General features: G+C 66.2%; 19 protein-coding genes and 1 tRNA gene. 10 read left to right on the forward strand and 10 right to left on the reverse strand.

Features of this window, described 5'->3' with window-relative positions; translation table 11 throughout:
* From A33M_RS14355 to A33M_RS14370, 4 genes are all read left to right on the forward strand, one after another.
* On the forward strand, positions 1-240 hold a 240-nt coding region (locus A33M_RS14355), incomplete at its 5' end, for a hypothetical protein (RefSeq protein WP_040620712.1).
* 2 nt (positions 241-242) lie between these two features.
* On the forward strand, positions 243-761 hold the full coding sequence (locus A33M_RS14360; protein WP_008388375.1) for a chemotaxis protein CheW: 519 nt from the start codon (positions 243-245) through the stop codon (positions 759-761).
* 2 nt (positions 762-763) lie between these two features.
* Complete coding sequence (locus tag A33M_RS14365) at positions 764-1,738, forward strand: CheR family methyltransferase (RefSeq protein WP_008388377.1); 975 nt, start codon at positions 764-766, stop codon at positions 1,736-1,738.
* A gap of 4 nt (positions 1,739-1,742) precedes the next feature.
* On the forward strand, positions 1,743-2,837 hold the full coding sequence (locus A33M_RS14370) for a protein-glutamate methylesterase/protein-glutamine glutaminase (protein ID WP_008388379.1): 1,095 nt from the start codon (positions 1,743-1,745) through the stop codon (positions 2,835-2,837).
* A gap of 57 nt (positions 2,838-2,894) precedes the next feature.
* Here A33M_RS14370 and A33M_RS14375 read toward each other — a convergent pair whose 3' ends face one another.
* Positions 2,895-4,673, reverse strand: coding sequence for a hypothetical protein (locus A33M_RS14375; protein ID WP_008388381.1), 1,779 nt, complete (start codon positions 4,671-4,673; stop codon positions 2,895-2,897).
* 598 nt (positions 4,674-5,271) lie between these two features.
* Between A33M_RS14375 and A33M_RS14380 the strand changes: the two genes are divergently transcribed.
* Positions 5,272-5,347 (forward strand) — tRNA-Thr (locus A33M_RS14380).
* Positions 5,348-5,822: 475 nt separating this feature from the next.
* On the opposite strand, the gene A33M_RS14385 is transcribed toward A33M_RS14380, so the two are convergent.
* The 6 genes from A33M_RS14385 to A33M_RS14410 all read right to left on the reverse strand — a co-directional run bounded on the left by A33M_RS14385 (position 5,823) and on the right by A33M_RS14410 (position 10,276).
* Complete coding sequence (locus A33M_RS14385; RefSeq protein WP_202801899.1) at positions 5,823-7,352, reverse strand: hypothetical protein; 1,530 nt, start codon at positions 7,350-7,352, stop codon at positions 5,823-5,825.
* Between the two features lie 21 nt (positions 7,353-7,373).
* The gene (locus A33M_RS14390) at positions 7,374-7,928 is read right to left on the reverse strand and encodes a hypothetical protein (RefSeq protein WP_157223488.1); all 555 of its coding nucleotides are present in this window, start codon (positions 7,926-7,928) and stop codon (positions 7,374-7,376) included.
* A 97-nt stretch (positions 7,929-8,025) separates the two neighbouring features.
* The gene (locus A33M_RS14395) at positions 8,026-8,346 is read right to left on the reverse strand and encodes a hypothetical protein (protein WP_008388389.1); all 321 of its coding nucleotides are present in this window, start codon (positions 8,344-8,346) and stop codon (positions 8,026-8,028) included.
* Entirely contained in the window at positions 8,343-8,837 is a 495-nt protein-coding gene (locus A33M_RS14400; RefSeq protein ID WP_008388391.1) for a hypothetical protein, read from the reverse strand. Before A33M_RS14400 ends, A33M_RS14395 begins: the two co-directional genes overlap by 4 nt.
* The gene (locus A33M_RS14405) at positions 8,834-9,118 is read right to left on the reverse strand and encodes a helix-turn-helix domain-containing protein (protein WP_237718385.1); all 285 of its coding nucleotides are present in this window, start codon (positions 9,116-9,118) and stop codon (positions 8,834-8,836) included. The genes A33M_RS14400 and A33M_RS14405 overlap by 4 nt, the downstream gene beginning before the upstream one ends.
* A gap of 141 nt (positions 9,119-9,259) precedes the next feature.
* Positions 9,260-10,276 (reverse strand): hypothetical protein, encoded by a 1,017-nt coding sequence (locus A33M_RS14410; RefSeq protein WP_157223489.1) that lies wholly within the window; start codon positions 10,274-10,276, stop codon positions 9,260-9,262.
* A gap of 388 nt (positions 10,277-10,664) precedes the next feature.
* Here A33M_RS14410 and A33M_RS14415 point away from each other — a divergent pair, with 388 nt between their 5' ends.
* From A33M_RS14415 to A33M_RS14435, 5 genes are read left to right on the forward strand one after another with little or no spacing between them, the layout of a single operon-like run.
* Positions 10,665-12,647 (forward strand): type I restriction-modification system subunit M, encoded by a 1,983-nt coding sequence (locus tag A33M_RS14415; protein WP_008388401.1) that lies wholly within the window; start codon positions 10,665-10,667, stop codon positions 12,645-12,647.
* Complete coding sequence (locus A33M_RS14420; protein ID WP_008388403.1) at positions 12,644-14,050, forward strand: restriction endonuclease subunit S; 1,407 nt, start codon at positions 12,644-12,646, stop codon at positions 14,048-14,050. Before A33M_RS14415 ends, A33M_RS14420 begins: the two co-directional genes overlap by 4 nt.
* A 2-nt stretch (positions 14,051-14,052) precedes the next feature.
* Positions 14,053-14,700, forward strand: a complete 648-nt coding sequence (darT, locus tag A33M_RS14425) for a type II toxin-antitoxin system toxin DNA ADP-ribosyl transferase DarT (protein ID WP_008388405.1) — start codon at positions 14,053-14,055, stop codon at positions 14,698-14,700.
* 17 nt (positions 14,701-14,717) lie between these two features.
* Positions 14,718-15,773 (forward strand): type II toxin-antitoxin system antitoxin DNA ADP-ribosyl glycohydrolase DarG, encoded by a 1,056-nt coding sequence (gene darG, locus A33M_RS14430; RefSeq protein WP_008388407.1) that lies wholly within the window; start codon positions 14,718-14,720, stop codon positions 15,771-15,773.
* A complete protein-coding gene (locus tag A33M_RS14435; RefSeq protein WP_008388409.1) occupies positions 15,770-18,712 on the forward strand; it encodes a type I restriction endonuclease subunit R in 2,943 nt (980 codons plus the stop codon). The genes darG and A33M_RS14435 overlap by 4 nt, the downstream gene beginning before the upstream one ends.
* A gap of 53 nt (positions 18,713-18,765) precedes the next feature.
* Here A33M_RS14435 and A33M_RS14440 read toward each other — a convergent pair whose 3' ends face one another.
* The 3 genes from A33M_RS14440 to A33M_RS14450 all read right to left on the reverse strand — a co-directional run bounded on the left by A33M_RS14440 (position 18,766) and on the right by A33M_RS14450 (position 26,502).
* Complete coding sequence (locus A33M_RS14440; protein ID WP_008388410.1) at positions 18,766-21,228, reverse strand: hypothetical protein; 2,463 nt, start codon at positions 21,226-21,228, stop codon at positions 18,766-18,768.
* A 78-nt stretch (positions 21,229-21,306) separates the two neighbouring features.
* On the reverse strand, positions 21,307-25,407 hold the full coding sequence (locus tag A33M_RS14445) for a P-loop NTPase fold protein (RefSeq protein WP_157223490.1): 4,101 nt from the start codon (positions 25,405-25,407) through the stop codon (positions 21,307-21,309).
* A 405-nt stretch (positions 25,408-25,812) separates the two neighbouring features.
* Positions 25,813-26,502: an IS66 family transposase gene (locus A33M_RS14450; protein ID WP_008388414.1), complete on the reverse strand. Its 690-nt coding sequence runs from the start codon at positions 26,500-26,502 to the stop codon at positions 25,813-25,815.
* Between the last annotated feature and the right edge of the window lie 114 nt (positions 26,503-26,616).

Below are 26,616 nucleotides of genomic sequence, written 5' to 3' on the forward strand. Positions count from 1 at the left end.
GGGTCGCAGGCGGCGACGCACGGCGGCGGGCGCGCGGCGGGCTCGGGCGAGGGCCGGGCGAAGCCGGCGCGGGCCGGCGAGGGCGGTAGCCGGCCGCCTGCGAGCGGCGCCAACATGTTGGTGGAGAAGGTGCGGGCCGCCTATGGCCGCGGCAAGCCGGCGAGCGGGAAGGGATTCAATCTCGATCTCTCCGCCGGCGGTCCAGACGTTCACGACCACGACTTCGAACGCGCGAGTTGATCATGGTGCACGTGTCCCCTGCCGGCGACGGCTATTTCGTCACGGTCGGCATCGACCGCGAGGTTTTCGCCCTGCCGGTCGCGATGGTGGTTGAAATCCTGCCGATCATGCCGGTGTTTCGCATCCCCGAGGCGCCGGCCCATCTCGACGGGCTGATCGACGTGCGGGGCCGGGCGGTGCCGGTGATCGATCTGCGCACCCGGCTCGGCCTGCCGCGGATCGCGCCGGACGAGAACACGCGCATCGTGGTGCTCGACGTGACGCTCGGCGAGCGGCGCCTCGCGCTCGGCCTGGTCGCCGACCGCGTGTTCGAGGTGACGGCGCTGTCGGCCCGCCAGATCGAGCCGCCGCCCGACATCGGCGCGCCGTGGGACAATGGCCACATCGCCGGCGTCGGGCGCCACGGCGAGGGCTTCGTGGTGGTGCTCGACATCGTGCGCATGTTCTCCGCCGACAAGGCGCTCTTGTCGGCGCAGCGGGCCGGCGGCGCCGGTAGCGCCGGTAGCGCGGTCGCGGCCTGACCATGCAGAGCATCCCTGTCGATCGCGCGTCGCTCGGGGCGAACGCCGCACGCTTTCCCGCCCCGCCGGTCGCGACCTGGAGCACCATGAGCAACGCCTTCGACAGACCGGACGCCGTGCCGCCCTGGATCGACATCGAGGATCGACTGTCGCCGCGCGAGTTCGAGCGCCTCGCCGACTTCATCGAGCGCTACAGCGGCATCAAGGTGCCGGAGGGCAAGACCACGATGCTGGAGGGCCGGCTGCGCAAGCGGGTGCGCGCGCTCGGCCTCGACAGCCTGTCCGACTATTGCGACTACCTGTTCCTGCACAACGGGCTGGTGACGGAGGAGGTCGAGCTGATCGACGCCGTCACCACCAACAAGACGGAGTTCTTCCGCGAGGCGGCCCACTTCCGCGTGCTCGCCGAGGTGGTGGTGCCGCAGGTGGTGGCCGAGCGGCGCAACGCCGGCCTGCGGGCGTCGCTGAAGGTGTGGAGCGCGGCCGCCTCCACCGGCGCCGAGCCGTACTCGATCGCGATGGTGCTGGCCGAGCAGGCGCGCACGCGCTTTCCCGATCTCGCGAGCTTCGTCTACGCCACCGACATCTGCACCGGCGTGCTGGAGACCGCGCGCATGGGCATCTACGCGGCCGAGCTTCTGGCCCCGGTGCCGCTCGATCTGCGCGCCCGCTACACCATGCGCGCCAAGGATCGCGGCTCCGACCTGATGCGGATCGTGCCGGAGCTGCGCGCGCGGGTGCAGTTCGGGCGCGTCAACCTGATCGAGCCGAACTATCCGGTCGAGCGCGAGCTCGACGTGGTGTTCTGCCGCAACGTGCTCATCTATTTCGACAAGCCGACCCAGCTCGGGGTGCTGCGCCGGCTGTGCGAGCACCTGCGGCCGGGCGGTCATCTGTTCCTCGGCCATTCCGAGACGCTGTCGGGCGCCGAGCTTCCGGTCCAGCCGATCGGCGCCTCCGTCTTCCGCCGGATATAGGTCGATGACCAACAAGATCCGTACGCTGATCGTCGACGATTCCGCCTCGGTGCGGCAGACCCTGTCGAGCATCCTGAACTCCGATCCGGAGATCGAGGTGATCGGCACCGCCGCCGACCCGTTCGCCGCCGCCCGCCGCATCCAGGAGGAGGTGCCCGACGTCATCACGCTCGACGTCGAGATGCCGCGGATGGACGGCATCACCTTCCTGCGCAAGCTGATGAGCCAGCACCCGGTGCCGGTGGTGATGTGCTCCTCGCTCACCGAGCACGGCTCCGAGACGTTGATGCAGGCGCTCGAGGCCGGCGCGGTCGACGTGATCCTCAAGCCGCGGGTCGACGTCGCCAGCTTCCTCGTCGAATCCAAGGTGCGCATCTGCGACGCCGTGAAGGGCGCGGCGCGGGCACGGCTGCAGCGCGTGCCGCGGCGGGCGCCGGCCGTCAACGGCGGCCCTCGCACGCCGCAGAAGAAGCTCACCGCCGACGTGATGCTGCCGGCGCCGGTCGCCGGGCAGGCGATGGCCCGCACCACCGAAACCATCATCTGCATCGGCGCCTCGACCGGCGGCACGGAATCGCTGCGCGCGGTGCTCGAGGTTTTGCCGGCGAACTCGCCGCCGATCCTGATCGTCCAGCACATGCCGGAGGTTTTCACCGCGACCTTCGCGAAGCGCCTCGACTCCTTGTGCGAGGTCGAGGTGAAGGAGGCGGTCGACGGCGACACCGCCCTGCGCGGCCGGGTGCTGATCGCGCCCGGCGACCGCCACATGCTGCTGCAACGCTCGGGTGCGCGCTATTACGTGCAGATCAAGGAGGGGCCGCTGGTGTCGCGCCATCGCCCCTCGGTCGACGTGCTGTTCCGCTCCGCCGCCCGCTTCGCCGGGGCGAACGCGGTCGGCATCATCATGACCGGCATGGGCGACGACGGCGCCAAGGGATTGCTCGAGATGAAGCAGGCGGGCGCCCACACGGTCGCGCAGGACGAGGCGACCTCGGTGGTGTTCGGCATGCCGAAGGAGGCGATCGCGCTCGGCGCCGCCGCGCTGGTGCTGCCGCTCGACCAGCTCGCCCCCGAGCTGTTGCGCGCCGCGCGGCGCTGACGGCGGATCACCGCGCCCCTGCTCGGGCGCGGCCTCGCTCCTGGCTGGCGGAAGAGCTCAGAAAAAGATGTCGTCGAGCGCGGCGTCCGCGCTCGTCTCGGCCGCGCCGGAGGAGCCGGCGGCGGCCGGGGCGGTCGGCGGGGCCGCCGTGCGCGGCGCGTGGGCCGCGTGGACGGTGCGCTCGCGCGCCATCGTGTAGAGCGCGGCGATCTCGGCATACAGGCCCACGGTCGCCGGGTGGTTCGGGTCGGGTGCAGCCGTGCCGGCCGCCTTCGCCGCCGCCACCTGCTCCGAAAAACGTGCGGCCGCGTAGCGGATGGTCGATGCGATCGTCTCGGCCGCCGCGAGCCCGGCGGTCGTCTCGGTCAGCACCCGCACCACCGTCGTGCCGTCCTGCGCCAGCGCGGCGAGCGCGGAGACCTGCGTCTGCGCCACCTCGTGCAGCCGGCCGATCGCCTCGTCCATCGAGGTGGTCACCGCGGCGATCTCGGCGAGCCGCTGCGTCTGGTTCTGTCCGGCGAGCGTGCTCGCGGTCGTCGTGATCGTCTCGACGTCGCCGGTGGCGGCGGCCGCTTCCGCGCCGGTGCGCGAGGACGACAGCGTCAGCTCCTCGGCGATCACCGCGAGCGGGCGTCCGACCGAGCCGAGCCGGCTGCTCTTCAGCGTCGCGTTGACGCCCATGATGCGGATGTCGGCTTCCACCGCCCGCACCGTGCCGATGTGCTCGACCAGCCGGCCGGAGATGCGCAGCACCTCGGCCATCACCTCGTCGGCGCGCGAGCGCGCGTCGTGAAATCCCTCGAACAGCTCGCGGGCGCGCCGCACGTCCTCCTCGAGCTCCTGCAGGAACGACCCGCCGGAGCCGCCGCCGTGCGCGCTCGCCCCGAACACGTCCTGGCCGAGCCGGACGATCTCCTCGGCATCGACCGCGAGCCGGCCGAGCACGCCGTGCACCGAGGCGATCTCGCGCTCGAGCTCGTCGGCGGTGTCGGCGAGCTGGGCGGCGAGCAGCGCGCAGCCGGCGGTGGCGAGCGCGGCGCGCTCGGGGGCGGGCAGGGCGGCCCACGGCCCGTCGGCGCGCTCGCCCGACAGGATCGCGACCAGCATCGCCGCGGCGGTCTCGACATGCTCCATCCGCTGGCGGGCGGCGTCGCCCGTCTGCAGCGCCATCACCACCCGGCCGATCTCCTGGGCGACCTCCTGCGAGCGGACGCCGACCCCGGCGGCGGCGCCGGCGGCCGCCCGGCAGCGCCCGGCGATCGTCTCGACGCTGCGCGACAGCTGGCGCGGCACCACCACCACCGTCTCGGCATGGCGGGCGTCGAACGCGGCCTCGCCGGCGCAGGCGATGTCGACGTGATGCCCGACCTGCACCAGGTCGTCGCGAAAGTGCCGGAGGTTCGCCTCGGTGATCTTCAGCGAGCGGCCGATCTCGCCGATGTAATCCAAAAACTCCTCGCCCGCCCCGCCGATGCCGGACGCGGTGATGCGGCCGTTGATCGCCAGCACGTCGATGGTGCGCACCTCGCGGGCGATGTCGTCGATCCGCCGCCGCAGCGTCGCCGAGACGGCACTCAGCCGGTCGAGCGCCGAGCGCTCGTCGCGCCTCGCGCCGGCGAGATCGGCCGCCTTTCCGGCGACCGACGAGAGGCTGGCGGTCGCCGCGTGCAGCGTGTCGCTCTCGAGCGCGGATTGCAGCGTGCCGAACAGCGCGGTGAGATCCTCCAGCGTCGCGGCGGAGGCGCCGAGCCGCTGCCCGGTCTCGACGAAGGTGCCTTCGGTCGAGGTGGCGGCCGATCGGACCTCGTCGGCGATGGCGGAGATGGCATCGTGCACGGCGGGCGCCTCGGGCTCGGCACCACCGGCGCCGGCTGCTGGAGGAGCCGGACGCCCCCGGCGCCCGGCGCGGCCGCCGGTCCGGTGTCGGGTCGGCGGATGCTTTCGCCAATCTGCCGATTTCGAGTAAAAGCCAGGTTATGGGGGAAGCCGAAGTCCGCTCCGCGATCCGTCGCGTGCGGGTTTTTCGAACGGGATGCCGGACGGTGGCGAAGTACCGCATTGCGGGCTGCCTTTTTGCACGCGCTCGCTCTCCTCGGTGGGGCGAAGCGCGAGGGGACGAAGCTCGCCGCGCCGCGCGTGCCGGCCGCCGCCTGTGCCTGTCGCCGTCTTTCGGGGTATTTACGCCGCCCCGCTGTGCGTTCGCCCCGTGCGTCCGCCGGTGCGTTCGTCGAGTGTTCCGCACGTCCGTCAGCGTGTCCGTCGGATGTCCCGCGGCGCCGCCGGCCGGGCACCGGACGCCGCCGGACCGATCCGACACGCGAGGATTGCCGCCGGCTCACGGGTTTTGGTATAGAGGCGTCCGCACGGCGCCCGGCCGATCACCTCGGCGGGGCGCCGTGCCGTACCGCCGGCCGCTCGGTCGCCGCCGGTCCGGGCCGGCTTAGCTCAGCTGGTAGAGCACCTGATTTGTAATCAGGGGGTCGGGGGTTCGAATCCCTCAGCCGGCACCAAAAAATACCGCTTTTACAATTATTTACGAAGTAGGTTGAACTGGCACCCGGTAGGCACTCGACCCACGTAAGCACCACGTAAGCAGCAATGCCGCCGAGGTCGCTGTCGCCGTGATGCCCGCGCGGCTTCAATGGGTGCCGGATCGCCGAGGCTGTTGCGGTCGGCGTGAAGTGCGGGCCATGCGCATTCGCATGGGTCGGGGCATGCTCTTCTATTCTTCCCTCTTCATAGAAAAAGCAGGCCGTCCAACCCGTCCAGTCCGTGCGGATTTCCGCAAGCTCAATGACTTGCAGCCGAATGCGGCGCTGTCCATCGCCGTCCGGGGCCGTCCAGCTGCCGCCACGACACCGGGCGTCGCGGCCATGAGGCACGGGGCAGCGCCACCGGGCTGCCGGCGCTCTCCGTCGGCTTCGGTCACGTGGCTGCGTCGACGTCGAGACAGGGCGCGGGGAGCACGGCTACCGGGCTGGGCCGTCAAGCGAACCGATACTGCGGCAGCAGGATCGTGATGGTGCGGGATCCCGAGTGCCGGCGCTCGACGATGCAGCCCTTTGCGCGCAGCAGCGGGGCCGCACGCGCCACGCGGCTGCCGAGCTGGGCGGCGTTCTGCGGCCAGTACCGCGACCTTCGGGCGAACTCCGGGACCATCGCGTTGACGGCGTCGAGCAGCTCGGTCGCGGTGCCTTCGAACTTGTCGTCGGGCCCGGTGGTGAGGAGCTTCCAGATGGCGACCGCCACCCCATCGGCCTCGAACGTCGCCTCCGACACGTCGCGGCGGTTCTCGGCGTAGGCCGCCAGGAAGGCGTCGCGGTCCCAGCCGAGCCCGGGCGCGGCGGCCGTGACCCACTTCACGAAGTCCGCCATGCGCGGGGGATGATCGAGGCGGACCCGGTCGATGTCTGCGAGCGCGCGCGAGACCGCATCGAACAACGCGCCGAGAATGCGCGGGCGGGCGCGCTCGAAAGCGGCCAGCAGCTCGTCCTCCGGCCGGCGCTCGGGCATCATCCGCAGGTGGATCGTCACCGAGCGATCGGCTAGGTCGGCGCGGTCGGTGAGTGACGAGATGCCGTTGATGATGATCGGCCGCGCCGCCTCGAAGATCATCTCGTCGCGATCGGTATGGAGCATCCGCGTGGAGAACCCGGATCCGGTCGCGAGCCGGCAGAGCGCGTCGGCGAGCCACACCGGCACGGCGCTCAGATTGTCGAAGGCGAGCACCCAGGAGTTGCCGGCCGACACCACGAGGTCGCGGTCGTCCCTCGGCACCGCGCGGATCGGGGCCGCACTCGGATCGATCAGGGACCGCATCATCCGCGAGAACACCGATTTGCCGGAGCCGGCCTCGCCGCCGACCGCCAAGACGGGGAACGGACCACGATGGCGGAGCGCCGCGATCAGCCACGCCACCACCAGCATGAAGTCCTCGTCGGACCGCACGTTTACGAACTGCCGGAGTTCCTCGATCAGGCCGCCCGCTTCCGGCTCGGGCAGCGGGCGCATCGAGGGCGAGCGCGTCAACTTCACTGGCGGCTTCTCGACCACCGCAAATCCGGTGGCCGTGATCTCGACCGCGCGCCAGCTCGGGTCGCCGAGGTCGATGTAGATCGCGCTGCCGGCGTAGCCGATGCGCGTGAAGCACTCGTGCATCGGCCCGTCATTGACGGCGCGCGCCTCGAGGATGCGAATGCTGTCCTCGAGCGCCTGCCCGCCGATCGCGCCGCCGGTCTCCTCGTAGAAGCGGCCGCTGAGCCACATCCTGAACTCGCGTCCCCTGACCGGCCAATGCTCGCGGTGGGTGCCGAGCGGGAAGGTCGCGAAGGCGGTGCGGTTCGCGTCGTGCCAGAGCGCGACGCACTCGGTCAGACCGATCAGCAGATCGCGCTGTGGCGGCCGTCGCCGACCGCCGGCCGCTTTGTCGTCCTCGATGACGTCATCGTTCCGCGAGGCTGACGGGACGGCGGTTGTGTCGGCGAACTCCTCGGGCATCACGGCCCCGGCGATCAAGTCGGCTGCTCGGCTCGTGGTTCAGCTCTCGGCGAGCGCGTCCGCCGCATCCCAGCCACTCGTGACGCCCGCGGGCGGCATGGCGACCGCAACCGAGGTTGCGCCGGCTTCTCGTACCAGCCGGGCGACCGCGCGCGCATAGGAAAAACCCGCGGCATCGGCATCCGGCCAGATCACGACATCCCGTCCGCGCAGCATCGACCAGTCACTCTTGGCGGCGGACTTCGATCCGTTCGGCGACGTGATCACGACCGCCGACAGCAACAATGTCCTCGCCGCGTCGCAGGCCTTCTCGCCCTCGGTGATCACGACCGGGGCCGCCGGCCTTTCGGCGAGCTCCCGAAGCCCGTACAGGGGTCGTGGCGTCGGCCACGACTCCCAGCGCCATTCCGCCCTGGCCTCTCTGGTTGTCCGCCGCATGAACACCAGCGGCCGAAAAACCTTCTCGCCGCCGGCCACATCGAACCGCAACACGTGTCCGAGAACGTCGCCGGCCGCGTCCGTGTAGGTCCAGGTCGCGATCGGGCGGCCCAGCTTGAAATGTGCGGCCGGCGGCCGGGGCGCGTCAGCGGGCACCGGCACCACCGGAACCCAGCCGGACGTTCTGTCGAAGGTCGGCGGTGCGCGGCGGCTCGTTCCCGACGAGCGAGAGACCGGCGAGAAGGGGGCGCGACTATTCATAGGGGTCCCGCCCCAGCATCTCGGCGATCCTCAGCGCCGCCGCGCTCTGCGTCAGGCCGAACAGGTACGCGGCGAGCGAGACGAGATCGCCGCCGGCGTCGCCGGTGGCGAAGTCCGACCACCGTCCGGTCGCGAGATTGACCTTGAAGGATCCCCGGCGACCATCGGCACGCGTCGGGTTGAGCGAGATCCATTCGTCGCCCGCGCGGCTCCCGTCCGGCAACCACCGCGGCACGAGCACGTCGGCGTAGAGCCGAGCCTCGGCCGCGATGCGAGCAAAGGCGATGCGGCGGCCGCCGGCGGACGATGTCATGGGGCGTCCTCCCCCGGGTTCGGCGACCGGGACCTCGATCGGCGCTGCTCTTTCGCCAGCACCGAAAGAAGCGCGCGAGCGAGGCTGATCAGCAGCGCCGACCGCGCATCGATGATCCCGATATCCGGCCGGCCCAGAACCCGCCAGACATGCGTGGCGAGGGTGTCGATGCCGGGGAACAAGGGCGCCGCACCCGGGCTGTCCCACATCCCTGTTCGTGGATCAAAGTCGACGGGCCATCGGCTCTGCCCCGGCTTGATCATGTTGTCCCTAAAACAGGGGCCAATCGGCACGTGGAGCCGGATTCGACCGTCCTTCAGACGCTCGCTGAAATGCCAGATCGCCATCGCCATCTCGCCGGCGATCGGCTGCGTCGCACGCTCGAACAAGCGCGCGGTTGTCACCGTGACCTCGAACGGCCCGCGACGCAACTCGCGGATCCAGGCGGCGGCGAGGTCGTCCGGCAACAGCCCCTTGCCCCGCGTCGTCATGACCGGGACCTCCGGGCATCGGCCTCGGTCGTCGAGGTCACGGTGTTCTGCTGCTGGAAGGTCACGAGGGCGCGGCGCTGATAGCGGACCGCGCGGCCGATCTTGACGTAGGGCGGGCCGCCCCCGCGCACCCGCCAGGCCTGCAGGGTCCGCACCGAGACGCCGAGGAGCGTTGCCGCCTGGTTCTCGTTGTACGCGGCGTCGGGATCGGCGCCCATGGGGCTCGGCGCGATGGTAGCCGGGGCCGGGCCGACGAGGGGATGTCGTGTGGTGTCGATCATCGTATGCTCGCTCTTCGACTTGGTTGCGACGGCGCGCATTCCGTCACGAAGCAGAGCGAGTCGCTTGGTCCAAAAGGGACCAAACCGGGTCAAGTCGGGTCAGAGCGATCAGGATAAGAAACTGACCTGCGATTCCGGCTGTCAGGACTGCCGGTTCTTTTCGGCCTGCCGATACTCCTGCATGTAGCGTTTGATCGTGCTCGGGCTCACCGTCCCCATCTTTCGGCGCTGCAGATGATCGTGGACGTGGTTGTGTATCTCCTTCGGCCCGTACACGGCCGGGATCGTCCCCTGCCACAACTCGACCACTGCGACGTGCACCTTCTGCAGACGTCGGCCCAGTCGGCTGACGTCGATCCATGCCGTGACGGGCGCCGGCTCGACGGCGGCAGGAGAGGTCACCCCGGTCGTTTCGACGCTTGCGCTCGAAGCTTCGGCCGATCTGATCGTCAGCCCTTCCCACACATGCCGAAAAGAGCCGTCCGGTTCGAGCTCATACAAGCCGGTGTCGTCGAGGTCGATCCACTTCCGCGCATCGAGCGATCGCGGCTCGACCTGCTGCAGCGTTCCGGTGGCTCGAAAAACCCCGTCGAGCATCAGACGGCCATCGCACAACGGAGCGAAGAAGTTTTGGTGGCGATCCACGATCGCCGACACGACGAGACCGGCGACCTCCTCGTTCACAGGCGTCGGGCGACGTTCCCAGAAGGACCTGTCCCCGAACGGATTTGAAGCGGTACCGGACGTTCCTCCCGGCCTGAATTGCGCTGTCAGTCTGTCAAGGTCGAGAACGACCGGCCACTTTCGTAACCCGTTGTCGATCGCCTCCGGGTAGACGCCTCGCTCGAACACCGGCCTGAAGCGCGGTGCCTCCAGGCAGACCCAGACCCCGGCCGCCTGCACCTTCCGATCCGCGATGACTGCGTTAACGAAGTTGTGCGCGAGCGTCGCTGCCGGGTCGATCTCGATGGCACCAAATTCAGCAGAGAGCGCTGCGGCACGCGCCGCATGCCATTCCCGTGCGTCGACGACGATGCCGGCCTCGAGCAGAGATCGCGCGCTGCTGCTTGAAACTCTCGTTTCTGCACCGATGCTCGTGCCCTGGTGCTCCCGAATATATCGCACCGTGATCTGGTCTTCGTCGTCGGCGCTCGACATCGTGGGTGACCCCGGACACGCGAGCCGGAGGAACCGGCCGGGACATCGGACGGTGCTCGACCGCTCGGCAACCACCGCAAAATAGGCCGACTCCGGCCCGAGTCGCACGGCGCCATCGCGGGCGATCCCCCGGTCGTCGGGGCCCACTCCCGGGCCGAGCGTGCGGGCCTGCGGACCGTCTCCGCCGATTGCCGCCGCACGAGAAGGGCACCGCCGGGCTCCGCCCCCGCGCCGGGATTTTGCGCCCCCCGACCTCCCGCGGGTCGACCAGCGATCGAGGATGTCGTAAGCCTCGGCACTGCCTTCGGACTCGCTCGGCGTTGCCCCCCCGGGTCGGACGATAAAGCCAAGTCGAGTCAAGGGGATCACGCTGGGGAGAGCGGACCGCATGACCAATGGCGATCTCGGTTGGATCACCAACTTCATCTGGGGCATCGCGGACGACGTGCTGCGCGACCTCTATGTGCGCGGCAAGTACCGGGACGTCATCCTGCCGATGACGGTCTTGCGCCGGCTCGACGCCGTGCTGGAGCCGACCAAAGCCGACGTCATCGCCATGAAGGCCAGGCTCGACAAGGCGGGCATCACCAACCAGGACGCCGCCCTGCGGCAGGCCGCGGGCCAGGACTTCTACAACACCTCGCGGTTCACGCTGCGCGATCTGCGCGGCCGGGCGAGCCAGCAGCAGCTCAAGGCGGACTTCGAGGCCTATCTCGACGGCTTCTCGCCCAACGTCCAGGACATCCTGGAAAAGTTCGAGTTCCGCAACCAGATCCCCCGCCTCTCCAAGGCGGACGCGCTCGGCACCCTGATCGAGAAGTTTCTCGATCCGTCCATCAATCTCAGCCCCGCCCCGGTCACCAACGGCGACGGCTCGGTGAAACACCCCGGCCTCGACAACCACGCCATGGGGACGATCTTCGAGGAGCTGGTCCGCCGGTTCAACGAGGAGAACAACGAGGAGGCCGGCGAGCACTGGACGCCGCGCGACGTCGTCAAGCTGATGGCGCGGCTGATCTTCCTGCCCGTCGCCGACAGCATCGAATCGGGCACCTACCTGCTCTACGACGGCGCTTGCGGCACCGGCGGCATGCTGACGCTGGCGGAGGAGACGCTGGAACAGCTCGCGGCCGAGCGCGGCAAGCAGGTCTCCACCCACCTGTTCGGCCAGGAGATCAACGCCGAGACCTATGCGATCTGCAAGGCCGACATGCTGCTGAAGGGCGACGGCGCGGCGGCCGACAACATCGTCGGCGGGCCGGAGTGGTCGACGCTCGCCCGCGATGCGTTCCCGTCGCGCGAGTTCGACTTCATGCTGTCGAATCCGCCCTACGGCAAGAGCTGGAAGGGCGACCTGGAGCGGATGGGCGGCAAGGACGGCATCAAGGACCCGCGCTTCGTCGTCACCCACGCGGACGACGCCGAGTACAGCCTCGTCACCCGGTCGAGCGACGGGCAGATGATGTTCCTCGCCAACATGCTCTCGAAGATGAAGCACGGCACCCCGCTCGGCAGCCGCATCGCCGAGGTGCACAACGGCTCGTCGCTGTTCACCGGCGACGCCGGCAGCGGCGAGAGCAATGTGCGGCGCTGGATCATCGAGAACGACTGGCTGGAGGCGATCGTCGCACTTCCGCTGAACATGTTCTACAACACCGGCATCGCGACCTATGTCTGGGTGCTGAGCAACCGCAAGGCGGAGCACCGTCGCGGACGCGTGCAGCTCATCGACGCGACCGCATGGTCGAAGCCGCTGCGCAAGAATCTCGGCAAGAAGAACTGCAAGCTCGACGAGCCGGACATCGACCGGATCGTCGAGACGTTCCAAAAATTCGAGGAGACCGAGCAGTCGCGCATGTTCGACAACGCGGCATTCGGCTATTCCAAGGTGACGGTCGAGCGGCCGCTGCGGGCGCGCGGCATCGACGGGGCCCGTGCCTACACGCCGAAGGAGATCAAGGCGCTGAAGGACGAAGGCCGCATCGCCGAGGACGGGTTGCCTGTGATCCGCCGCATCCACAAGGGCGGCAAGACCAAGGCCGATCCGCTGCACGGCCTGTTTCCGGTCACCATCGCCGGAAAGCCGTGCGTCGTCGAGTACGAGCCGGACAGCGAGCTGCGCGACACCGAGACGGTGCCGCTCACCGAGCCCGGCGGCATCGTGGCGTTCATCCGCCGCGAGGTGCTGCCGCACGCGCCCGACGCCTGGATCGACGCCGGAAAGACCACCATCGGCTACGAGATCAGCTTCACGCGCTACTTCTACAAGCTGCAGCCGCTGCGCTCGCTCGCCGAGATCCGCGCCGACATTCTCGCCGTGCAGAAGGAGACCGAAGGGCTGCTGGAGCAGATCATCGGAGTTGTGCCGTGATCGAGGGACTTCGGCCGTATCCGGACATGAAGCCGATCGGGCTGGCGTGGCTGCCCGAGGTGCCGGCGCATTGGGACGTGCGGCGGAACGGCCGGCTGTTCGGAATTCGTAAGGAGACCGGGTATCCGGACCTGCCCATTCTTGAAGTCTCGCTTCGGACCGGCGTGCGGGTTCGCGACCTGGAGAACGGCACCCGCAAGCAGCAGATGACCGACCGGTCGAAGTACCAACGCGCGGCCAAGGGCGACCTCGCCTACAACATGATGCGCATGTGGCAGGGCGCGGTCGGTGTGGTGCCGACCGATGGCCTCGTCAGCCCGGCCTATGGGGTCGTTCGGCCGCGAGAGGACACCTTCGCACCCTACTTCGCGTACCTGTTCCGCACAGCGGCTTACATGCGCGAGGTCGAGACCTACTCCCGCGGCATCGTGCCGGATCGCAACCGGCTCTACTGGGAGTCGTTCAAGCAGATCGCGTCCTGTGTTCCGCCTGCGGAAGAGCAGCAGCTGATCGTGCAGTTTCTGGACTGGCACGGTGCGCAGACAGCCAAGCTGATCCGATCCAAGAAGAAACTGATCACGCTTCTGAATGAGCAAGGACAGGCAGTCATCCACCGCGCTGTAACCTGTGGCCTAGCTCCGGGTGTCGAGTTCAAGCCCTCTGGAACCAATTGGATTGGCCAGATACCGGCCTCCTGGGAGCCGGTCACGTTGCGACGCGTCATCCGCCGTGCCGTAGATGGCCCTCATCATTCGCCGGACTATCATGACGAGGGAGTGCCATTCCTATCCGCAAGGAACATCAAGGTCGATCGGTGGAGCTTGGACGACGTGAAATACATCTCCGAGTCCGATTTCATTGAATTCAGTCGGCGCGTGCTGCCGGCGGTCGGAGATGTCTTATACACGAAGGGGGGAACGACAGGCGTCGCTCGCGCCGTCGACCTCGATTTCAAATTCCAAGTATGGGTCCACGTGGCGGTCCTGAAAATAATTCGTTCTAAAATGGACCCGCATTATCTGGCGTTCTTACTCAACTCGCCGCGATGCTACGAGCAATCTCAACTCTACACGCGGGGCGCAACCAACCAGGATCTCGGCCTCGGCCGAATGAAGGAGATCGTTTTCGCGGTTCCACCACGCTCTGAGCAAGACGCGATATTGGTGTTTTTGAGAGATGCGACTGAACGGATAACGAAGGCGATCGACAGCATCAACCGCGAGACGTCACTTTTGATCGAATTCAGGACGCGTCTTCTCGCTGATGTCGTCACCGGAAAGCTCGATGTTCGCGATGCGGCGGCGCGTCTTCCAGAGATGGAGGTGGAGACCGTCCAAGATCTCTACGAGGACGACCTGGAAGAAGTCGCAGACGAAGTCGATGCCGAGGAGGCCGCCGCCTGACGATGCCGCAGCCGCCCGCACACCCGAAAATCTACCACATCGTCCATGTTGATCGGCTGGCGTCGATCATCGCCGACGGCTGCCTGTGGTCCGATGCGGTGATGGTCGGGCGGCAGGGAGCGGGAACGACGATCGGGATGAGCACCATCAAGGCGCGGCGGCTGCGGCTGCCGGTGTGGTGCCATCCGGGCACCTGCGTCGGTGACTTTGTGCCGTTCTACTTCTGCCCGCGCTCGATCATGCTGTTCGTCATCCACTGCGCCAATGCCGAGGAACTCACCTACCGCGGCGGACAGGGGCTGATCGTGCATCTGGAGTTCGACCTCCGGCGCGTCGTCGCCTGGGCGGAGGAGACCGGGCGCCGGTGGGCGTTCTCGCTGTCCAATGCCGGGGCGACCTATACCCAGTTCGGATCGGACCTCGATCAGCTCGACGAGGTGAACTGGCCTGCGGTCCACAACAGGGACTTCCGGTCGGCCGACGTGAAGGAAGGCAAGCAGGCCGAGTTCCTGGTCCACGAAAGCGTCCCGTGGTCGCTAATCGAACGGATCGGCGTGCAGTCGCAGGGCGTTGCCCAGCAGGTTTTCAACACAATCCGAGGAATCGACCACAACCCAAGGGTCGAAATCCGCGGCGATTGGTACTACTGATTCGGTATGGTGCCGCGATGATCGAATTCCGGACCGGAGACATTCTTCAGGCGGACGCGGAAGCGCTCGTCAACACGGTGAACTGTGTCGGCGTCATGGGGCGCGGCATCGCGCTCCAGTTCAAGAATGCCTATCCGGCGAATTTCAAGGCCTATGCGGCTGCCTGCGCACGCGGCGAGGTGCAGCCCGGGCGGATGTTCGTCGTCGAGACAGGCCAGCTCGCACCGAAGTACATCGTCAATTTCCCGACCAAGCGGCACTGGCGCGGCAAGAGCCGGATGGAGGACATCGACGCCGGCCTCGCGGCCCTGGCGGACGAGATCCGGGCGCGAAAAATCCGGTCGATCGCGATCCCGCCGCTCGGCGCCGGGCTGGGCGGGCTCGACTGGCGCGCCGTGCGGCCCCGGATCGAGGCGGCGCTCGGCGGGCTCGACGGCCTCCGGGTCGTCGTCTTCGAGCCGCATGCCGCGGCCGACGCCAAGCCGGTCACGGCCTCCCGCGAGGTTCCGCGCATGACCGAGGGCCGGGCCGCCCTGGTGGGGCTGATGCACCGCTATCTCGGCGGGCTGATGGACCCGTTCGTCACCCTGCTCGAGGTGCACAAGCTGATGTACTTCCTGCAGGAGGCCGGGCAGCCGCTGAGGCTGAGCTACACGAAGGGCCTGTACGGCCCCTATGCGGAAAACCTCCGGCACGTGCTGCGGGCGGTCGAGGGACATCTCGTGTCCGGCTATGCCGACGGCGGCGATGCCCCCGAGAAGCCGCTGGAGCTGGTGCCTGGGGCCGTCGGGGACGCGGGAGCGTTCCTGGCGCAGCACGGCGACACACGGGCGCGGTTCGACCGGGTCGCCGATCTCGTCGAGGGCTTCGAGACGCCGTTCGGTCTCGAGCTGCTGGCGACTGTCCATTGGGTCGCCGCCCGCGAAGGGGCCGTGCAACTCGACGCCGCGATCGCGCACACCTACGCCTGGAACGAACGGAAGAAGCGGTTTTCGGCCGGACAGATCGAGCTCGCCCTGGATGTGCTCGCCGCGAAGGGGTGGCTCGTTCCACATGATCCCGTGAGCGGATGACGACGGACACGACCGAGAAGGGGCTCGAAGCCCTGATCGTCGCGCAGATGACCGGCCGCAGACACGGGCTGGACGACGGCGGCTTCGCCGAGGACCCCGAGCCCTATGTCGGGCTGCACAACTGGCGACTCGGCAATCCCGCCGATTACGACCGAGCCTGGACCATCGACCTTCCGCAGTTCCGCGCCTTCATCGCCGCCACCCAGCCGCCGCTCGTCGAGGCGCTCGACCTCGATCACGACGGCCCGACCCGGCAGAAGTTCCTCGCCCGGCTGCAGGGCGAGATCGGCAAGCGCGGCATTGTCGACGTGCTGCGTCACGGCTTGAAGCATCAGCAGCACGAGATCACCGCGTTCTACGGCACTCCCTCGCCCGGCAATGCCAAGGCGGCCGAGCGCTTCGCCGCCAACCGGTTCTCGGTGACCCGGCAGCTCCGCTACAGCGCCACCGAGACGGCCAACGCGCTCGACCTCGCGCTGTTCGTCAACGGCCTTCCGGTCTCGACCTTCGAGCTGAAGAACAGCCTCACCAAGCAGACCGTCGAGGATGCCATCGAACAATACCGGCGCGACCGCGACTCGCGCGAAAAGTTGTTCGAGTTCGGCCGGTGTATCGCGCATTTCGCCGTCGACGACGCCGAGGTGCGGTTCTGCACGCATCTGAAGGGCAAGCCGTCGTGGTTCCTGCCGTTCAACCGCGGCTGGAACGACGGCGCCGGCAATCCGCCCAACCCGGGCGGGCTCGAGACCGACTATCTCTGGAAGGACATCCTGACGCCGCAGGGGCTGACCGACATCCTGGAGAACTACGCCCAGATCGTCGAGAAGCGCGACCCGAAGACCGGAAAGGTGAAGCGCGAGCAGGTGTTCCCGCGCTATCACCAGCTCGGCGTGGTCCGCGCCCTGCTCGCCGATGCGCGGCAGCATGGCGTCGGCCACCGCTACCTGATCGAGCATTCGGCCGGCAGCGGCAAGTCCAACTCCATCGCCTGGCTCGCCCACCAGCTCGTCGGGCTGCGGACCGAGCAGGCGCCGGTGTTCGAATCGGTGATCGTGGTCACCGACCGCCGCATCCTCGACGAGCAGATCCGCGACACGATCAGGCAGTTCGCGCAGGTCGGCGCCACGGTCGGACACGCCGACCACTCGGGCGACCTTCGCCGCTTCATCGAGAGCGGCAAGAAGATCGTCATCTCGACGGTCCAAAAATTCCCCTTCATCCTCGACGACATCGGCACTCTGCACCGCGACCGGCGCTTCGCCATCGTGATCGACGAGGCCCACTCCAGCCAGGGCGGCAGCACCGCGGCGGCGCTTAACATCGCGCTCTCCGCGGCCGGCGCGGCGCAAGAGGAGGAGACCGTCGAGGACAAGATCAACCGCATCATGGAGGCTCGCAAGCTCCTGCCGAATGCGAGCTACTTCGCGTTCACGGCGACGCCCAAGAACAAGACGCTGGAGATTTTCGGGACCGCCGTTCCTGAGGCGGGTGCCGTCAAGCACCGCCCCTTCCATAGCTACACGATGAAGCAGGCGATCCAGGAGGGGTTCATCTTGGACGTGCTGAAGAACTACACGCCGGTCGACAGCTACTATCGGCTGATCAAGACCGTCGAAGATGATCCCGAGTTCGACACCAAGCGCGCGGCCAAGAAGCTGCGGCGTTACGTCGAGAGCCACGACCACGCGATCCGGCTCAAGGCCGAGATCATGGTCGACCATTTCCACGAGCAGGTGCTGGCGGCCGGCAAGATCGGCGGTCAGGCGCGGGCGATGGTGGTCACCGGCGGCATCGAGCGGGCGATCCAGTATTTTCACGCCATCCGCGACTATCTGACGGAGCGCAAGAGTCCGCACCGAGCGATCGTGGCGTTCTCGGGCGAGCACGAGTACGGCGGCGTGAAGGTGACCGAAGCGTCGCTGAACGGCTTTCCGTCCAAGGATATTCCCGACCGGATCGAGGAGGACCCGTACCGGTTCTTGGTGTGCGCAGACAAGTTTCAGACCGGCTACGACCAGCCGCTCCTGCACACCATGTATGTCGACAAGCCGCTGTCGAGCGTGAAGGCGGTGCAGACGCTGTCCCGGCTGAATCGCGCGCATCCCCAGAAGTACGATACTTTCGTGCTCGACTTCCAGAACGACGCCGAGAGCATCCGCAAGGCCTTCGAGCCGTACTACCGGACGACGATCCTCAGTGACGAGACCGACCCCAACAAGCTGCACGACCTGAAGTCGGCGCTCGACGCGGCCGAGGTGTACGGTTCGGCTCAAGTCGACCAGCTCGTGGCGCTCTATCTCGATGGTGCCGACCGCGACAAGCTCGACCCGACCCTCGACGCCCGCGTCGCCGTCTACAAGGAGCATCTCGACGAGGACGGACAGGTCGAGTTCAAGGGCAAGGCGAAAGCGTTCGTCCGCACCTACGGTTTCCTGTCGACGATCCTGCCTTACACCAACGCCGAGTGGGAGAAGTTGTCGATCTTCCTGAGCTTCCTCGTGCCCAAGCTGCCCGCCCCGAAGGAAGAGGATCTGTCGAAGGGGATCCTCCAAGCGATCGACATGGACAGCTACCGGGTCGAGAAGCGCGCCGCCGAACAGATTCGCTTAGCCGACCAGGACGCCGAGATCGACCGCCTCTCGAACATCCTCCGGTCATTCAACGAAATGTGGGGCAACATCACCTGGGAGGACAGCGATCGCGTCCGCCAGCTGATCACGAAGGACATCCCGGACAAGGTCGCCGCCGATACCGCCTACCAGAACGCCAAGAAGAACTCGGACAAGCAGAACGCCCGCATCGAGCACGACAAGGCGTTGTCCCGCGTCATCATCAATGTGATGAAGGACGACACCGAGCTGTTCAAGCAGTTCAGCGACAACCCGGCCTTCCGGCGGTGGCTCGCCGACACCGTGTTCGGACTCACCTATGGGCAATGAGGCGGGTTGCTTGGATGGCGGGAACCGTACGACAAACGCCAGCGACCTGAGTCCTACCTCCAATTGCGCTTCATAAAGTCTTCATGTGGACTGTTTGGAGAGGTCGGCCAATAAACCAATTCCATCCCGATTTGGCGGACACGCTCCAGCAGTTCGCGAACACGTCCCTCGGGCACACCACTTTCGACAGCACCCGCGAGAAGCAAGGCATATTCGTTCTCGATGCAGCTGGTGAATACGCCGGGATTATCTGTGTTGATGCACGCCAACAAGCCGTCCCCAACGGCCTGGAAAAGGCGAACGGTTGGAGAATCTTGCGGTCTTGGCGCACCCGAAACCCGAAGGTTGGAACCGGGATTCATCTCGATGACGATCCGCTCCTTCTTGATCTGGGACATCAGCTTGTCACGGGCCCAGCTCACCAGTCCGTCGAGATCGCGGCGTCGCGGGTCGGCCGGGGCCATCCGCTCGCGGCTCAACAGGGCCGGCCGGCTGCAAGCCTTTCTCAACATGTGATCGCGTTGCGCCGGTACACGGCTTCGCGCCCAGCGCGGCAGCACCCGGTTCTCCCACAGCCAGACGTAGTCAGCGGTCTTGGCGTTTACGAAGCCCGCGTCGAGACCGGCATACGCCTTTTCGCCGGTCTCGCGGATCAAAGTATGGAGGGTGTCGCGCTCGCGCGCTGTCGGGGACACATCGCCGAACTCGTCGACGAACCGATGCAGCCAGCACAGGCTGTCGTGGGCAGTGCCGAGCGGCATCATCACGTAGTCAGGCGCCCGCATGCCGAAGGCCTCGAACTCGCTGGTCAGCGCCAGCCCGTGACCGATGCCGTCACCGGCGCACAGGCCGACGACGTGAACGGCGGCGCCGACCTGGTACAGTCCGTCGAGCAGATCCGCGAAGTCCTCGCCGGCGTGCACCGTCAGCCCGATTCGCGACTCGCCGAGACTGGGCCGGTGCTCGCCGCGCCACAGGAGGCGCCGCCAATATTCGAACCACGGCGCGATCGGATCGTCCGGGGACATCTTTTCCAGGAACTCCAGGGTCTCGGGATTCCCACGCAGAAGCCGGAGGTAGACCGCGAACAGCGCGAGCGGCGTATCGCGTTCCTGGCCAGCGACGTCGATGCGGCTCAGGCCCCGCATCCACCGACGCCGGGTCTCGTCGGGATCCGACAGGGCCGCGCGCAACGCGGCGGTATGACGATCGAGTTCGCGCATCTTCATTTCGGCGTCGGCAACCGGGCCGGTCCCGCGTGCGGGCGCGCCGCGGGTTCGCTTGAAATGAACCGCATAACGGATGTCGGGAAACCTGCGATCGATGTCCAAAGACGGAGGCCCTTCGCCCCATGCACACGCGGCGTTCAGCGCCGCTTTCAGCCGCTCGATCAGCATTTCCCGTTCCTTGAAGGAGCGGAGATACTCGATACGGCTCTCCGCCGGTGCGATGCGCAGTTCGATCCGGCGCAGATCGTTGCTCTCCATCAGGTAGCGGCAGCCGTCGCCTTCGGGCGTCAGCGTCTGCCGCGGGCTGGTCCCGTACGATACGGCGGGCCTCTTCGCGGAGGTCCGCTTGAGCGCGGAGAAGTAGCGCTTGTCGAACTGCCGCAATCCCGGCGGGCTCGAGAAGGTGCCCTGACGCACCAGCCGAAAATACCGATGCTTGTGGGAGAGATAAAGGTCGAGCGACCGCTCGATCTCGGCATGGCGCGGCGCCCCGTTCTTCACCGTCGACCACGCTTTCAAGAGCAACTGGCGCTCACGTCGCCTGAGCGCGTCGAGCGGGCGCCACCACTCGTCGGTGGTCGAGCGCAGCAGATCGGGGTTGGCCGCGGCGAGCCCGGCATGACTCCTCAGCGTCGCCCATTGCCGGTTCGCTTCCTCGCGGTCGCGCTCGATATCGCGCCCGTCCTTCTCGTAGATTTTCGCGAGCACGCGAAACGTGTCGATCGGGACGGCCTTCTGTACGAGCTCGTGCCAGGCGAGCTGAGGCACGCGGACCCCCGACACGTGGATGTGCAGGTCCGACAGGCCTCGCCGCCACAGCGCGGCGAGTTCGTGGTCCTGCACCCTGACGACGGTGCGCCAGTTGTTCAGCTCGTCGAGCTGGCCGTGCCGCGCGCCGAGGCTGAATCGGTCCGCGAGGTCGAGCGTCAGCAGGGAGTCCGGATCGAACGTCGTGCACAGCCGTTCCCAGGCGACGATGCAGGCCGGCGAGATCAACGGCTGGCGATTGCGCCACTCGATCACGATCCCGGGCGGCGCGATCAGGGTCCGGTACCAGTCGACCAACGTCTTGTGGCCGGCGAGAAAACACTCGACCGCGGCATCGACGTCGGTGCGCGAGAGCGGGCGGTACTCGTCGGGAAAATCGCACGCGAAGTGGTCGAAGAAATCGCTATGCAGGCGCGGATCGTCCTGCCGCCATCCGCCGACGACGCGCTCGTCCCACAGGATCAGCACCTTCGCGATCAGACGAAGAAACGCCATTCCGCGCCGGCGGCCGAGCAGCATGGGCATCTCCGCGGGGTCAGATCGATGGGTCGGGTAGCACTTGGTCGGCCTTTACGGCGTATCATAGGCGGGATTCTCTTACGGCTCCTTTTTCTTCGGTTCCAGAATGTCCAATATCGTGATAAGCTCTTCTATCTTCCGGTCGTCCTTCAATTGTTCCTGAGATTTCGACAGCAGCAGGTCGTCGATTCGTTCATCTATTCGACGGTAGGCCGTCGTTTGATACCACTTGCGCAGGCATCGATTCGTCGCCCATAACCACGTTTCGATCTCGAACAGCATCCCCTTCGGTGCGGCAGGATCGTCGACTGCCGTCCTCCGCTCCGGCGTCTCCGAAACCTTCAGTTTTTCGCCGTCGCGCTGCCCCAGCATCTGACAGAGTTCATCACGAACTCCCCGAGTATTGACGAGATCGCGCATCCAATGATCTCCGAACAAGGATGTCGGCGACATATCCGGCATGATGCCGAGATGCTTCGGAATAGTTGGTCCGAACACGCCTCGGAGCGCTTCGACGGTTGCCTTGGCTTTGGCCTTCTCGTCGATCGTCGTCTTGGTACTGTCCATCGGCGAGACCGTCACATCGCAATGAGCCAGGAAGGCCTGCCTCGCGTCGTCGTAGTCTTCAAGGAACCGTAACTCGTCGGTTTTCGGGTCGTTGGGGCTCGACGGGACGTTCCTGTTCGGGACGTCCTGAAGCATGGCATCGATGAAGTGCTTGGCGAAAAGGTGCATGCACTTGAGCCGAACATAGCGGACGGAAACACTTAGGGTCCCGACCAGCAGGACCCATCGATGCAGTTCGGTCAAGACCGTCAGATACGCCGTCAACGCGCCCCGCGCTGCTTCCGTCCGGGTGCCGTCGTGCTCGTTTCCCTCGAGCTTCGTGACCTTGTACTGTGCATCGCCCTCGTAGATGTAAGCCATGAGTTGCGTATGGATGATTGCCGGGAGGTTCGGTGCCAAGCCGAACATCAGCCAGAGAAAATTCCTGGCTTCCCGAGCGTTGGTACGCCGCTTCGCAATCTGCCTCGGGTTACTCTCCTGCTCCGCCTTCTCCTGGTCCGGCATCCCTTCCTGCTGCTTTTTCGAGCCAAGCAGATCGATGGGGGTCGATACATCAATCTGCCAGTCGGCGACATCCGCCTCCTGCAGGCCGCGTACTCTTCGAAGCACGACGAAGCGCTGGAAGTTCGCTCGAGGCTCTTCGTCGGTTTGACCCCTTCCCAGGTGCTCCTTGAATCTGGCAATAGCGTCCTTCAATCTCGCCGTTAGCTCATTTTCGAGGGCGAGACCTTTTGTGAAATCGGAACCGTCGTCATAAACAGGCCAGCCGGCGCAAATCGATCTTCCGTAACATCGTATTGCATCGATCCAATCTTTGAAGTCTTGAGCCTCGTCAGCAGTATTCGACCTCTCTGCCTTCTGCCAGTCCTTCAATTCGTTCTTTCTTATCTTCTTATAGTCCTTGCGCTTTTCCTTGTCTTCGGATGCGATCGAGTATCGCCTCGGAAGCCGACGAATCCAAAAGACCGCTTTGTCGCTTTTCTGGAGGGCCGGAATCAGGCCTTCGGGCGGCGCCCCGAGATTCAGTCCGTCCGGGTTCAGATTCTCCGATCCGAAGGCCGCAAGCAGGAGTTTCGTCCATGGCGACTTGGTGAGGATTTCTTCCACCTGTTCGCGCGTGTAGAGGACCATCCTCTGCTGGTTGTCGATCACGGATCGCCATGTTCGGTCATTATGCTCCAACGCATCGGCAAGCTGCCCAAAGCCGGGCAGTCGCGGGGCGTGCTCGTGCAACCGGATCGCGTGCCAGGCCCGGCGGAGATCGGTCACCAGGGCCGAGTATAGGGCCAGCAGACGTTTCGCTCTGTTGACGGTGTCCTCGTCGGGCGCCTGGCGTTCTTCTCCCTTCCCGTTCGCGTTCTCTCCATTCGCGTTCGCAGGAGGCGTCTCTTGTCCTGAGTTCTCTAGTTCTCCGGACATCAATAATCGTCTGCGCGCTTCGGCCCATGTCTTCGGACCCCAGGAGAAGTCGGTCGCTCCGGACTTGCCGTTGGCAGACGGCCCGGAATTTCCGCTGCCAAGCGCCGGTTCCCCGGGGGCGGACTCTTCGGCCTCGTCGGTCGACGCCGGTGAATTCCTAGCGTCGAACGACTCGACTTCGCTGTCGATGTACCGTTCGTACTGCCAGCGCCGTTTGTCCGCGTCGACGAACAGGTCCTTCACTTCGTCCATTTTCGGCGGCACCAGCTCCTGCATGAGCGTTGCGGAGGTGATCTCGTCGGTCCAGCGCAAGCGGGAGCAAACGATCTCGGTGAAATACTTCACCAGAGGCTCGTACTGTCCTTCGTCGAGCAGTTCGACCCACCGACCGTAGAGCGAGGCTTCCCACTTCCCGTTGCGCATGGCATCGCCTCTCTCCCGGCTCGACATGGAATCGTCTTTCCGCGGGAGCGCAATGCTGATGTCGGGCAAGGTGCCGAGGTCGTAAAAGTCGGCGAAATTGCCAGGGAGTGCGGCATGGTCGATCAGCCGCGCCACCCCGAACCGGCGATGCTGGCGAGGCATGACGCGGGGGTGGAAGAATCGGCGCATGAAGCGCCGGCCATAGAGCCGCGGCAGCAAGTCGAGGGGAACGGCCTCTTCGGCATTTTCGCGCAGCGGCATCGCGAGACCGGCGTCGAGCCGATAGCGCAGGAAGTCGTAGGTGTAGGTGCCTTGGTAGACCCGGCGGGTATTGATCAGGAATGCCCGCTGGCCGGACCACTCGGACCCGAGGCTCTGTTGGCGCAGCCAGGCCGAGACCCTCACGTCCTGATCACCCATCCGCTGAATCAGCATGTAATTGTCCGACGCACCGTGCAGCACGACTTCCAGCCGCTTCTTCGAGGGCAGGGCGTCGTTGCCGAAATAATCGTAGAACGTCTTGATCTGGCGGGCGGAGCGCGGGGCGAGCGGGCGGCTGTAGCGATTGGCGAACACCCACCACGATAGATACTTCTCCATCTTGCCGCGGTGCAGGTCGGTCGCCGCTTCCGGCTCGCCGAGCTCGACACTGATGGCCACGCTGAACTTCGCTTGCAGGAAATGCTCTCGCGCCTCGCGCATTTTCGCATCGCAGATGCTCAGGAGCTCGTCACGGGCGATCTTGTGAAAATCGCTTTCGGTAACGCCGCGTCCGTCGTCCGTGTTGCCCGAGGACGGCTGTCGCAAAAAGAATCTCTGCGACGGCGGAATGACCTTTTCCAGGTAGTCTTCGATGGCCCTCCGCTCGACCTGCCGCCATTCGTCGGGCGTGTGCATCTCCGCGCCGCGGAACGCGGCGATCGACGGCGCGAGCCGGCTCATCGCCAGATACAGCAGGCTCATCCGCATCGATTTGAGATTGCCGGCCAGCACCGTGAAGATGCGCGGGTGGTTCAGGAACATGCGTATGGCGTGAAGAATGTCCTGCGTCAGCTCGGGATGGACGTCGGTATCGTCGACGAGAACCACCAGCATCACCGCCCGGTTGACGTCCAGGTAATCATTGACGAAGCGCCGCCAGGCATCGATGCGGGTCGCCGCCTTGCGGGTTTCCTTCTCGTAGTTCGTGACGTAGTCGCGGTAGTCGATGCTGTCCCGGATGATGGCCTCGTGGCCGAATCGCTTGGCGAAGTACCAGCCCTCGGCGACCTCTTCGCGAAGCCTCGTCTTGAGGCGCTCCAACGTTTCGTTCGTCTCGGCCGCTAGCTCGGTCTTCCTTCCCCTCTCGATCGCTTTTTCGATTTCATCGGTCATGGCTGCGAAGATCGATTCCATCAGCGACTCGCCGCCTTCCATGTCGCCGGGGAAAATGATCCGTAAGACGTGCGCGAGTGTCGCCGACCCGCAGGCGGACATCAGCGAACGGAAGGAATCCTCCAACTGCGCTTTGAATTCCTCGATCCATACGTCGTCAGCCGCTGACATTCTGGCTTTCGAGAGCTGGTGCAGCGCGTGCTCCGCCGAAAGCAGCGTGAAGGTCTTTCCGGAACCGCGCCCACCGTCGATGCAGAAGACACGTTGCGGTCGATCGATGTCGTTCCCGTTCTTCGGTGGACCTGTAAAGCTTCCGCCGGGTCGGCCGGACCTCCCGTTCTTCGAACTGTCGAATTCCAAGGCTTCGAGTGCGGTTTTCACGAAGTAGCGCAACATGGCTTGCACCGCCGGCCGCTGCGTCGCCAGCAAATCGTCCGGGCGTTCCGCCCGATAATGATCGTGTATCGGAGTTGTTTGGGTCGGCAATGTCGTGTCCCCGTGTCCAAATACCAGAAGTTTGCCTTACCCGGGAGGCGCTCGCAAGCACTTAGTTGCGCTGTCGCTATTTCACCAATCAAGCGTAGATATTCATGATACGTTAGGACAAGATGGCCGATGTTGATATCGGGCGGGAAGGCTCGTTGATGATCTTGTGCTGGGCGAACACGGGTCAGCGACCGCATCGAGCCAGTAGACTGCCTCAAAAGTTATTACGGTTAGGAGACCTGTGCGCGGGTTGCGAAATCGACTGATTTTCGCGGTTTTCGCTGTCGACCGCGGGGAGATGGTAGTTTCTCACCCCTATGCGGTCGCCATCAACGTTGACACGCCGCGATCGAGCGGCCCGCGGCTGAGCGTCGCGCGGATGGCGTCGAGGGCTCCGATGGCGCGGCGGCGAGCGGTCTCGCGCACGGAACGGATGTCGGCGTAGAGGTGCGCGCCCCACTCGGAGCGGAAGCCGTTGGTCACCTTGCGGAAGACGGCGCAGGGACGCAGCGCGCGCTCGGAACCGTTGTTGGTCGGCGGGACGGCGCGCTCGGCCATGAACGTGAACAGGAACTGCCGGCATCCCGCGATGGCGCGCTTCAGCATGTCGCCCTCGGGGTGCATCGGGGTGATGCGGAGCAGGCGGTCGAGCTCGTCATCGAGCTGGTGGTGGTCGGTCCGCAGCGTGGCGTCGGCGAGGGCCGGTCGGCGACGGCCGAACGCACAGGCCCGTACCAGTAGCCGGCGCAAGCCGGTCGCGAAGGTGAGGTCGCCGGCCTCGACGGCGTACTCGGCATCGCGCAGGAGATGGGCGAGGCAAACCTGGTTGGCGGTCGTGGCCCAGCCCATCTGGGCGCCGAAGCGGTCGGAGACCCAGAAGGCGGGGCGCACCTCGCCAAGAAATTCGGCGACTACGTCCTTGCCGCGGCTCGGCCGGACGACGAAGCAGCAGTCCTCGCCGTGGTGGAACGTCCACAGCCACCAGTTCCGCTTGCCGACCCGCACGGGGCAGCCGTTCGATCACTGGCTGCTGGTCCGACGCAGCCTCACGGATCCGACCGATCTCGCCTGTTATGAGACCTGTGCGCGGATAGCTCTGGACGACGCACCGAATTTCTG

Origin of the sequence: Rhodovulum sp. PH10, assembly GCF_000293785.1 — a bacterium.
GTDB lineage: Bacteria > Pseudomonadota > Alphaproteobacteria > Rhizobiales > Xanthobacteraceae > Rhodoplanes.